The 10,203-nt window shown below is 71.2% G+C and carries 11 protein-coding genes; 3 read left to right on the top strand and 8 right to left on the bottom strand.

Going from position 1 to position 10,203, the window contains the following annotated elements:
• The coding region (locus M0P34_RS09645) for an efflux RND transporter permease subunit (protein WP_291498706.1) at window positions 1-601 on the top strand (601 nt) is incomplete at its 5' end.
• A gap of 26 nt (window positions 602-627) precedes the next feature.
• Here M0P34_RS09645 and M0P34_RS09640 read toward each other — a convergent pair.
• Window positions 628-1,122 carry a chemotaxis protein CheD gene (locus tag M0P34_RS09640; RefSeq protein ID WP_291498705.1) on the bottom strand — a complete coding sequence of 165 codons (495 nt, stop codon included), beginning with the start codon at window positions 1,120-1,122 and terminating at the stop codon, window positions 628-630.
• A gap of 220 nt (window positions 1,123-1,342) precedes the next feature.
• On the opposite strand from M0P34_RS09640, the gene M0P34_RS09635 reads away from it, so the two are divergent.
• Entirely contained in the window at window positions 1,343-2,275 is a 933-nt protein-coding gene (locus M0P34_RS09635) for a GDP-L-fucose synthase (protein WP_291498704.1), read from the top strand.
• Window positions 2,276-2,320: 45 nt separating this feature from the next.
• On the opposite strand, the gene M0P34_RS09630 is transcribed toward M0P34_RS09635, so the two are convergent.
• On the bottom strand, window positions 2,321-2,722 hold the full coding sequence (locus M0P34_RS09630) for a MucR family transcriptional regulator (protein ID WP_291498703.1): 402 nt from the start codon (window positions 2,720-2,722) through the stop codon (window positions 2,321-2,323).
• Window positions 2,723-3,192: 470 nt separating this feature from the next.
• Here M0P34_RS09630 and M0P34_RS09625 point away from each other — a divergent pair, with 470 nt between their 5' ends.
• The gene (locus tag M0P34_RS09625; protein ID WP_291498702.1) at window positions 3,193-3,432 is read left to right on the top strand and encodes a hypothetical protein; all 240 of its coding nucleotides are present in this window, start codon (window positions 3,193-3,195) and stop codon (window positions 3,430-3,432) included.
• Here the strand turns inward: M0P34_RS09625 and M0P34_RS09620 are convergent.
• The 6 genes from M0P34_RS09620 to M0P34_RS09595 all read right to left on the bottom strand — a co-directional run.
• Complete coding sequence (locus M0P34_RS09620; RefSeq protein WP_291498701.1) at window positions 3,429-5,609, bottom strand: STT3 domain-containing protein; 2,181 nt, start codon at window positions 5,607-5,609, stop codon at window positions 3,429-3,431. The two genes, M0P34_RS09625 and M0P34_RS09620, sit on opposite strands and share 4 nt — an antisense overlap.
• Before the next feature lie 12 nt (window positions 5,610-5,621).
• Window positions 5,622-6,782 carry a DegT/DnrJ/EryC1/StrS family aminotransferase gene (locus M0P34_RS09615; RefSeq protein WP_291498700.1) on the bottom strand — a complete coding sequence of 387 codons (1,161 nt, stop codon included), beginning with the start codon at window positions 6,780-6,782 and terminating at the stop codon, window positions 5,622-5,624.
• Between the two features lie 74 nt (window positions 6,783-6,856).
• The gene (locus tag M0P34_RS09610; protein ID WP_291498699.1) at window positions 6,857-7,747 is read right to left on the bottom strand and encodes an NAD(P)-dependent oxidoreductase; all 891 of its coding nucleotides are present in this window, start codon (window positions 7,745-7,747) and stop codon (window positions 6,857-6,859) included.
• Between the two features lie 13 nt (window positions 7,748-7,760).
• Window positions 7,761-8,540 (bottom strand): 3-deoxy-manno-octulosonate cytidylyltransferase, encoded by a 780-nt coding sequence (gene kdsB, locus M0P34_RS09605; protein ID WP_291498698.1) that lies wholly within the window; start codon window positions 8,538-8,540, stop codon window positions 7,761-7,763.
• 6 nt (window positions 8,541-8,546) lie between these two features.
• Complete coding sequence (locus M0P34_RS09600; RefSeq protein WP_291498697.1) at window positions 8,547-9,308, bottom strand: aldolase/citrate lyase family protein; 762 nt, start codon at window positions 9,306-9,308, stop codon at window positions 8,547-8,549.
• A gap of 111 nt (window positions 9,309-9,419) precedes the next feature.
• A partial coding sequence (locus tag M0P34_RS09595; RefSeq protein ID WP_291498696.1) for a calcium-binding protein occupies window positions 9,420-10,203 on the bottom strand: 784 nt, incomplete at its 5' end.

Genomic DNA, 10,203 nt, shown 5'->3' with positions numbered 1-10,203 from the left:
CGGGGTGGACGTGCGCCTGTCCGGCGCGGCGGACAAGCTCCAGGAGACCCGCAAGACCCTGCAATGGAACTTCGTGCTGGCGGTGGTCATCATCTACCTGCTCATGTCCGCGCTGTTCGGCAACTTCATCTACCCGCTGGTGATCCTGTTCACCGTGCCCCTGGCCGCCGCGGGCGGGTTCGTGGGCCTGCGCGTGCAGAACCTCTTCGTGCTGCGGCCCCTGGACGTGCTGACCATGCTCGGCTTCGTCATCCTCATCGGAGTCGTGGTCAACAACGCCATCCTCATCGTCCACCAGTCGCTGAACAACATCCGCGAGGGCGGCATGGGCCACAAGGAGGCCGTGCTCGACTCCGTGCGTACGCGCCTGCGGCCCATCTACATGAGCGCGCTGACCTCCATCTTCGGCATGCTGCCCCTGGCGGTGATGCCGGGGCCGGGCTCGGAGCTGTATTCCGGCCTGGGCGCGGTGATCCTCTCGGGGCTGGCGTTTTCCACGGTGTTCACCGTGTTCGTCACCCCGGCGCTGCTCATGTTTTTCATCGGCATGGAGAAGACGGGCGGGGCGCCCGGGGACGGGGCGGGCGGCCAGGGGGGCTGACCCCGGGCCGGGGCCGCTCCCGGGGCTTATTCGCGGGTGGTGGCCTGTGCCGGGGCGTTGACGAAGCGCAGCCAGATCTCGCCGCTGGCGGTGTGGAAGAAGAGCTTGCGGCCCCGGTCGCCAAGGACCTTCTCGCCCGCCGGGGTCAGCCCGTGGCGGGCCAGCTCGCGCCGGGCGGCCTCCACGTTCTTGCGGCCCACGTCCACGATGTCGCGCAGGGGGCCCTTGCGCTCGGGCTGGATGGTGAAGCCGCCGCCGAACAGCTTGACCACCAGCTCCCGGCGGGACAGCTTCAGCGCGTCCAGGCGCCCCAGGATCGCCGCCACGGCCGTGTCCACGCAGCGGCAGGGGCCCATGCCCCCGGAGCCAGGCCCGGCGCCGCCGGGGAGCATGGCGTGGCATATGGCCCCGGTGCCCGTGGGCGCGTGGTGGAAGGTCACCGCCACGCACGAGCCGAGCACCGTGGTCACCAGCACCGGGCGGCGCGACAGGATGCACTCGCCGATCTGCAGGTGTTCCACGGGAACGCCCGCGCGGACGAGATCCTCGGGCCCCGTTGCGGGCCCGGCCTGCGCCCCGGGGGCTCCGGGGCCGGGTGGTGGCGGAGTCTGCGGCATTGGCAGGATGATACCCGCATCCCGGCCCGCAGGAAAGCCCCGGTTCCGGATGGTCGCCGGGCTGTTCCCTCCCGGGGCGAAAGCGGCTAGAATGCCCGGGTCATCACCAAGAAGCGAGGGGACAATGCAGAAGGATTCCAAGATTTTCGTGGCCGGTCACGGGGGGCTTGTGGGCTCCGCCCTGGTGCGCGCCCTGCGCGCCGCAGGCCACACCGCCATCATGACCCGCACCCGCTCCGAGTGCGACCTGACCCGCCAGGACGCCGTGGACGCCCTGTTCGAGGCCGAGCGGCCCGAGTATGTGCTGCTGGCCGCCGCCCGGGTGGGCGGCATCCATGCCAACGACATCCGCCCGGCGGAGTTCATCCGCGACAACCTGGCCATACAGACCAACGTCATCCACAGCGCCTGGAAGGCCGGGGTCAGGAAGCTGCTGTTCCTGGGGTCGTCGTGCATCTACCCCAAGTTCGCGCCCCAGCCCCTGCGCGAGGAATACCTGCTCTCCGGGGCCCTGGAGCCCACCAACCAGTGGTACGCCGTGGCCAAGATCGCGGGCATCAAGATGTGCCAGGCCTACAGGCGCCAGTACGGCTTCGCGGCCATCTGCCTCATGCCCACCAACCTCTACGGCCCCCACGACAACTTCGACGCCGAGTCCTCCCATGTGCTGCCCGCGCTCATGGGCCGCTTCCACGCGGCCAAGGCCGCCGGGCAGGCGGAGGTCGCGGTCTGGGGCTCGGGCACGCCCCGGCGCGAGTTCCTGCACGTGGACGACCTGGCCTCGGCCTGCCTGCACCTCATGGACCACTACGACGCCGAGGAGATCGTCAATGTCGGCAGCGGGCAGGACGTGACCATCGCCGAGCTGGCCGGGATGGTGGCCGAGGCGGTGGGCTACCAGGGGCGCATCGTGTTCGACCCGTCGCGGCCCGACGGCACCCCGCGCAAGCTTCTGGACGTGTCGCGGCTCAGGGAGCTGGGCTGGCGCCCGGGCATCGGGCTGCGCGAGGGCATCGCCGCCACCTACCGCTGGTTCCTGGAGCGGCCCGGGGCGTGAGGCCGGCACCCCGGGGCCGCCAGGCGGCCCCGGGCGCCCCGCCCGTCATTTCTTCTTGCGGGCCTTGGTGCGCTTGGTCCACAGCTCCATTTCCTTCATCTTCTTGCGCCGCTCGCGTTGCAGGCTCTTGCAGATGAGCGGCGTGCCCTTCTTGTAGCCCCATTTTTCGCGGTACTCGTCGGGCGTCAGGCCGAACTTGGCCAGGTTCTTCCTGGTCAGGATCTTGTACGCCTTGCCGTCTTCGAGGTTGATGATGGACTTTTCGCGGATGGCCTTTTTGGGGTCCAGGGCGGCCTCCTGGGGCTCGGCGGAGAATTCGCCCTCGGCGATGTCGCGGATGCCCGCCGCGAGCTTACGGACCATGGAGGTGATCTCGTCCTCGGTCATTGTCCTGACGCTGGCCTGGGCCCTGACTATTTCCAGGGCTTCCTTCAGATGGTCGTCCATTGTTCACGCTCCTTGATGCAAGGTTGTGTCGTGATGTCCCGGCGTCCCATAACCGTAAAATTTTCCGGTTGCTCCTGATGGCGGGGGGGGTGTGATTTGAAATAGTATATACGCATGTGCATGGATCGGTGCAAGAGCTTTCTTTCCGCGTCGCCGCAGAGGCCGTTTTCAGTGGGCGGCATACCCGGGGTGCAGTGCCCTGGAGGCGAGTTCAATATGGGTGGTTCCGGAATGCCGGAATCTTCCGTCGCTTTACGGCGGCGGTGTTTTTTCTCCGGGCGCATGGCATTGCGCATTTTCCGGATTGCGGGGCCGCAACATCGGGGCTGCATGCGGCGCTGGCCCGCCGTGGAGGGGGCAACAGGCGGTGTGCGGCGGGGGGCGGCGTTTACATCACCGCCCGAAGCCGGTATAGGATGCGGGTCCGCCAGGGGCGGAGCGAACCACAGGACCGGGCGCGAGGTGCCGCGATGAAGTACATCATTTTCGAGGATTTTTCCGGGCAGGCCATTCCCGTGCTGTTCCCGGACCGCATCGAACACGACGAACTGCGCGAGCAGATGCCCTACTCCACAGTCCTTTCGGCGGGCTACGTCAACCACGCGGGCGGCGGCTTCGTCTGCCACGGCGAGGCCAAGGCCCTTGGCATGGCCGCGGGCAAGGACGACGCCGCCGTCATCGAGCGCCATTTCCAGCAGGGCGCGCCCTAGCCGGACTCCCCCTCCCGGCGCGCGCCGGTCCCTTCCCGGGGCCGGGGCGCCTCCTCCCGCTTGGCGCGCCAGATGCGCACCAGGGGAAACCCCTCGTACACCAGGCTGAAGTGCTCGGCGATCTCCGGATCGTCGGGCGCGCACAGCAGCAGCCGGACCAGCATCCCGTTGTAGGTCAGGTCGTCCAGGAGCACGGCCTGGCCCGCAGGGCGGTTGACGAGCAGGCGCGGCCCGTGGTCGCGGTCGTAGCGGCGCGCCTCGCGGCCCGCCGGGGTCAGCTCGTCGGCGCTGCGCAGGGCCAGCGCGGCCTGGCCCTCGGGGGTGAGCATCCCGGCCTCGCGGTCCAGGGTGAAGGCGCCCAGGCGCGTGTGGCTGCCGTGCACGCCCTGCCCGGCGGTCACGTCCCAGGTGCCGTAGTAGGTGATCCAGTGGGCCAGGCGCACGGCCTCCCAGCTGGTCAGCAGGTACTGGGGCGGCGCGGCGCGCAGGTCGTAGCGCGCGGCGCCCAGGGAGGCCACGAATTCACGGACCTCGGCCGCCGTGCGCCGGTCGAAGGTCTCCCAGGGGCGCATGTCGCGCAGGGCGGCGTACTGCATCATCTGCCGCGCCTGGCGCGGCAGGGGCGTGGTCATGACCAGGGCCAGGGGGTAGAGGACCTGCCCGCTGTGCCGCGCGCCGTCGGCGAAGGTCGGCAGGCCCGCGTGGTACTGGGCGGCGTAGCCCCAGTCCCACCATGTCCACAGGGCCGCCCCTGGTTCGGCCTGCGCGGCCAGGGCCTTGAGGGCCCGGACGTGCTGGGCGGTGATGGCCGGGGCCGGGCGCAGGGCCGAGGCCGCCTGGTGCACGGGCAGGAGCAGGGCCCCGGCCAGCAGGGCCTGGGCCCCCAGGCGGAGCGCGCCGCCCCCGGGGCGGCCCCGGGTGAGCCGCTCCAGGCCCCAGGCCAGGGGTACGGCCAGCCCCAGGGCCACGGCGGGGCCGCCGAACATGGTCACCCGCGTGCCCAGGGTGGAGCCGAAGAAGACCAGCGCCGCCAGGGGCGCCAGCAGCAGCGCCACCGGCCGCAGCAGCGCCACGGCGGCGAAACCCGCCAGCCCGGCCCCGGCGATCCAGGCCCGGGGCGCGAGCCTGGCCAGGGCTTCATCCAGCGGCGCGCTGCGGGCCTCGATGACGCTTTGGATCACCCCCGGATAGCGGGCCGTGGCGGCCTCCTCGGCGGGGGCGCGCTGCTCCACCCGGGAGGGGGCGTACAGGGCCGCCAGCCCCTGGGCGCGGTGGGCCAGGGTGCCCAGCTGCGGGGTGCCCGCCAGGGCCGCCGCCGCCAGGGCCGCCGCGAGCCAGGGCCGCCAGGGCGCGGGCAGGGCGCGGTCGGTCCGCAGCCACAGCAGCCCGGCCAGGGCCAGGGCCCCGGCCAGCCCCGGCAGCCCGCCGAAGGCCGCCAGCCCGCATACGGCCAGCCCGGCCAGCAGCCGGGGCCGTGTTCCCGGCCGCGCGGCCGCAAGGATCAGGACCGCCGTGAGCCACAGGGCCCCGGCGGCGTAGTCGGCCAGGCGCGGGTGCCACTGCCCGCCGCCCAGGGCCATGGCCAGCCCGGCCAGCAGGGGCGCCAGCGGGCCCGGCCCGTCCTTGGGCGCGTCCGCCTCCCGGCCCCCCGGGCGGCGCAGCCACGGGGTCAGCCAGCGGGCCAGCAGCCAGCACTGGACCAGGGGAAAGAGCAGGGTGACGATGTCCGTGTCGTAGAAGCCCAGGCGCGTGCGGTGCAGGAATCCCGGGGCGGTGGAGGCCAGCAGCCCCGCGCCCAGGGCGGCGGGGGTTCCGGCCAGGGTCCGGGCCCACAGGGCCGTGGCCACGCCCACCAGCGGCGCGGCCAGGGCCGGAATCCAGAAGGCCGCCAGCCCCGGGGACACGCCAAGGAGCCCCGCCGCCCCGGCGATGAGCCCGGACATGGGCGAGCCCGCGCCGATGCCCAGGCCGCGCGCGCCCGCCAGCCAGGCGTAGGCGTCGTGGGTGGCCATGAGCGGCTCGCCGTCCACGGCCAGCAGCGGATGGGCCCACAGGGGCAGCTCCAGCAGCCGGGGGTACAACCCCGCCAGCCAGGCCGCAACCAGCACGGCCAGGAGGGCGAGCCGGTCCCGGACCACGCGGCGCGCGGGGGCGTGCGTTCCGGGACCGGCGTGCATGCCCGGGCCTCCCTAGACGGCCGCTTCGGCCACGACGGCGCAGATCTCCTCGATGAGCGCGTCGTCCAGGTAGGGGTGCATGGGCAGGCTCAGGATGCGCCTGGACAGGTCCAGGGACACGGGCATGTCCTCCGGCCGGTAGCCCAGGTCGGCGAAGGCCTTTTGCATGTGCAGCGGCTTGGGATAGTAGATGGCCGTGGGGATGCCCGCCGCGTGCAGGGCCTCCTGGATGGCGTCGCGCCGCTCGTGCAGGAAGGAGAACTGGGCCCAGGCGCTGCGGCAGCCCTCGGGGATGGCTTGCAGGGTCAGCCCGGGCACGGGCGCGAGCAGCTCGGTGTAGCGCCGGGCCACGCGCTGGCGGGCGTCCAGCTCGTCGGGGAACACGGTCAGCTTGGGCAGCAGCACGGCGGCCTGGAGGGTGTCCAGCCGGCCGTTGATGCCGATGCGGTCGTTGTCGTAGCGGTGGCCGCCCTTGCCGTGGAAGAGCAGCGAGCGCATCAGCGCGGCCAGCTCGTCGTCGTCGGTGAACACCGCTCCGCCGTCGCCGTAGCAGCCCAGGGGCTTGGCCGGGAAGAAGCTCGTGGCGCCGACGTGGCCCAGGGCCCCGCAGCGTTTGTCGCCATAGAGGCCGCCGAAGCTCTGGGCCGCGTCTTCGAGCACGAACAGGCCGTGCTTGTCGGCCAGGCTCTGGATGGGCGCGTAGTCGGCGGACAGGCCGAAGATGTCCACGGGGATGACGCCCTTGGGCGTGAGCTTGCCGGTGGTGGCGGGCAGGGGGTGCAGGCCGGGATCGCCGGTGTCCAGGGCGCGCAGGGCCCGGCGCAGGGCCTCGGGGTCCATGTTGAAGGTTTCGGGATCGGAGTCCACGAACACGGGGGTGGCGCCCAGCAGGGCCACGACCTCGGCGGTGGCCACGAAGGTGAAGGGCGGCAGGAAGATGGCGTCGCCCGGGCCCACCTCGTGGGCCATGAGGGCCAGCAGGAGGGCGTCGGTGCCGCTGGAGCAGGCGATGGCGTGGCGCACGCCCGTGAAGGCGGCCAGCTCGCGCTCCAGCTCGGCCACCTCGGGCCCGAGGATGAACTGCCCGTGGGCCAGGACCTCGTCCATGCGGCGGCGGATTTCCGGCTCCAGGCGGTGGAACTGCTTTTTGAGATCGATGAACGGGATGCGCATTGCGGTTCGGCTCCATGTGCGCCGGGCGGCCCGGCGGCGTGGGGTGGGTGGCGGCAAGGGCCCCCCGGGGGGCCCTAACCGGTGGTGTCGTCGGTCAGGGTGTCGTGCATCTCGGCCAGGCAGTCCAGCAGGCCCTGGCCCATGTCGGTGTAGGACTCGCCCACGAGCTTGGTGCCCAGCCGGGGCAGGAAGGCGTAGGGCGTGATCTTGTAGTGTCCGCCCAGGGGTTTGTTCAGGAAGCGGATGTCCGGCTTGTTGCCCATGATTTCGCGGACCATGTCCATCAGGTCGCGGACCTTGTAGGGGTAGGGCCCGGTGAGGATGACGTGCTGGTTGGCGTACTGTTCGTCCAGGATGCGCACGGACAGGCGCGCGGCGTCGCGCACATGGATGTACTCGCGCTGCTCGTCGCCGGTGCCGGAGTAGGTCACATGGCCCTGGGTCAGGGCCGAGTGCAGGATGCGGTAGATGCCGTTGCGCATGTCGGCGCGGCGCCCGTAGAGCGACCCGTAGCGCAGGATGGTGTACTGCACGCCGTAGCGTTCGTGGTAGGCCTCGATGACGCGCTCGGAGGCCTGCTTGCTTGCGCGGTAGAAGGAGCCCTTCTCGGAATAGACGTACACCGTGCTGGCGAAGACGTAGCGCCGCACCCCGGCGGCCTTGCAGGCCTCCAGGATGTGGGCGTTGCCCATGACGTTGAGCTCCAGGGTGCGGATGGGCTTGTCGCGGGCTTCGTCGATGTCGGCCAGCCCGGCGAAGTTGTAGACGTGGTCGGCCCCGTCCACGGCCCGGGCCACGGCCTCCGGGTCCAGGATGTCGCAGCGGAGCATCTCCTGCCCGGGTTGCAGATGGGGCGAGGGCGCCAGGTCGCAGACGCGCACGCGGTATCCGGCCCGCGTCAGCTCGTCGCAGACGTGGCTGCCCAGGAAGCCCGAACCCCCGAAAACGGCGACCAGCTCGTTCATGACCGGCATCCTCCTAGCTCCCCAGTTCCCGGGCGTAGGCGGGGAAGATGGGGTCCTCGGCCATGAGCGCCTCGGCCACGGCCAGGTCGCGGGCGGTGTCCACCCCGATGTTGCGGCCCCCGGTGTGGACCATGCGTACCTTGTACCCGTGCTCCAGCAGGCGCAGCATGTCCACGGACTCGACCTCCTCCAGAGGCGTGGGCGCCAGGCGGTTGAAGGTCAGCAGGAAGTCGCGCCGGAAGGGGATGATGCAGACCTGCTTGTACATGGGCACATGCCGGGCGCCCTTCTTCCACGAGGGGATCGGCTCGCGCGAGAAGTACAGGGCGTTGCCCGCCAGGTCGACCACGACCTTGACCTCGTTGGGGTCGTCGTGCTCCTCGCGGGTTTGCAGGTCGCCCATGAGGTTGACCACCTGCACCGCGGGGTCGGCCTCGAAGGGCGCCACGGCCTGGCGGATCATCTCCGGGGTCACCAGGGGTTCGTCGCCCTGGACCATGACCACCACATCGGCGCGCCCGGTGTGGGCCTCGATCTTGAGCATGGCCTCGGCGGTGCGGTCGGTGCAGCGCTCGTGGGTGTCGGCGGTCATAACCGCGTGCCCGCCCACGGACTCGATATAGTCGAAAATCTCGCGGTCGCAGGTGGCGACCCAGGTATTGTCCTGGCCCAGGGCCAGGGCCGTGCGTTTCCAGACGTGGCCGATCATGGGGATGCCCGCGATGGGCGCCAGGGGCTTGCCGGGAAAACGCGAAGAGCCCATGCGGGCGGGGATGACGGCGATGACGTTCATGGGCGGCTATCCTTTGCGGGCGGCGGCCAGCCCGGCGCGGCTGGCCACGTCGAGCATGCGCACGTCCAGGCTGTAGGCCACGAAGGTGTAGCCCTGGCCCAGGCGCATGGCCAGCTCCTCGGGGTCGGGTTCGATGACGTGGATGCCCGAGCGCGCGCCCACGGCGGCGGCCACCTCGCGGATGCGGCTCATGGCGGCGAGCATGTCGGGATGGTCGAAGGCTCCGGGCAGGCCGAGGGAGCCCGACAGGTCGTAGGGGCCGACGATGAAGCCGTCCACCCCGTCCACGGCCAGGATGTCCTCAAGGTTGCGCACGGCCTCGATGTGCTCCACCTGGACGATGACCGTGGCGTTGTCCTCCAGCCAGTCCTTGTACTGGGCAAAGCGCGTGCCGTAGCCCTGGGCGCGGGCCAGGCCCACCCCGCGCGTGCCCCGGGCGGGGTAGCGCACGGCGGCCACGGCGGCCCGGGCCTGCTCTGCGGTGTTGATCATGGGCACGATGACCCCGTGGGCCCCGGCGTCCATGACGCGCTTGATCTGCACCGGGTCGTTCCACGACAGGCGCACCAGGGGCGCCGCGCCGCACAGGTCGATGACGCGGATCAGCTCCTCGGCCTCGCGGATGGTGATGACGCTGTGCTCCAGGTCCACGGCCAGCCAGTCGAACCCGGCGCGGGCCATGATCTCGGCGATGGCCGGGTGGGCCAGGGTGATCCACGAGCCCAGGACGGTCCCGCCCCGGGCGATACGTTTTTTCAGGCTTTGCATCGGGCTTTCTTCATCCCCGGGTCGGGGTCTTGTCAACCTGTTTGCTGCCGCGCGAAAGGCCCCCGGAGCCGGGGCTCCGGGGGCCTTGGTGGCGCGGGGCGCCCGGCCGGGCTAGGCGAGGTCCACGATGCGGATGCTCTCGAAGGTCGGTTCGCTGTGGGCGTCTTCGGCGAAGCCCACGTCCCCGGCCAGGATGATCTTGTCGGTGGAGGCCGTGGTGTCGCTGCCGTCGCTGTCGTAGTAGAGGGCGTCGGTGGCCAGGTCGTAGATGAACACCGAGCCCGCGACACCCATGTCGGGGGTGGCGGCGTAGTTGTCCACGCGGAAGAAGCGTCCGGCCTCCAGGGTTCCGGTGCCCAGGTCGGCCACGGCGTCGTTTTCGAACTTGAACACGTCAAAGCCCCAGTGGAAGGCGATCACGCTGTCGCCCATCTCGCTTGTGGCGCCGTAGTAGAAGGTGTCGAAGCCGTCGCCGCCCGAAAGGGTGTCCGCGCCGTCGCCGCCGCGCAGGAAGTCGTCGCCGCCGCCGCCGTCCAGGGAGTCGTTGCCCGCCATGCCGGAGAGGGAGTCGTTGCCCGCGCCGCCGGTGAGAGTGTCGGCCGAGGCCGAGCCCGTGATGGTGTCGGCGTGGCCCGAGCCCTCCACCCGGGTGAAGCCGGCCAGGGTGTCGCTGCCCTGGCCGCTGGCCGTGCCCGTGGTCAGGTTCACGTTCACGCCCGATGTCGCGTCGGCGAAGCTGACGGTGTTGACGCCGCCGCCGCCGGAGAGGGAGTCGTTGCCCGTGCCGCCGGACAGGGTGTCGTTGCCCGCGCCGCCGGTGAGGGTGTCGTTGCCGCCAAAGCCCTTGAACGTCGCGCCGGTCGCCCCGGCCTGCATTTCGTCGTTGCCCGAGGTG

Source organism: Desulfocurvus sp., from assembly GCF_023230885.1.
Taxonomy (GTDB): Bacteria; Desulfobacterota; Desulfovibrionia; order Desulfovibrionales; family Desulfovibrionaceae; genus Desulfocurvus.
This window is presented reverse-complemented; position numbering and strand designations above follow the sequence as displayed.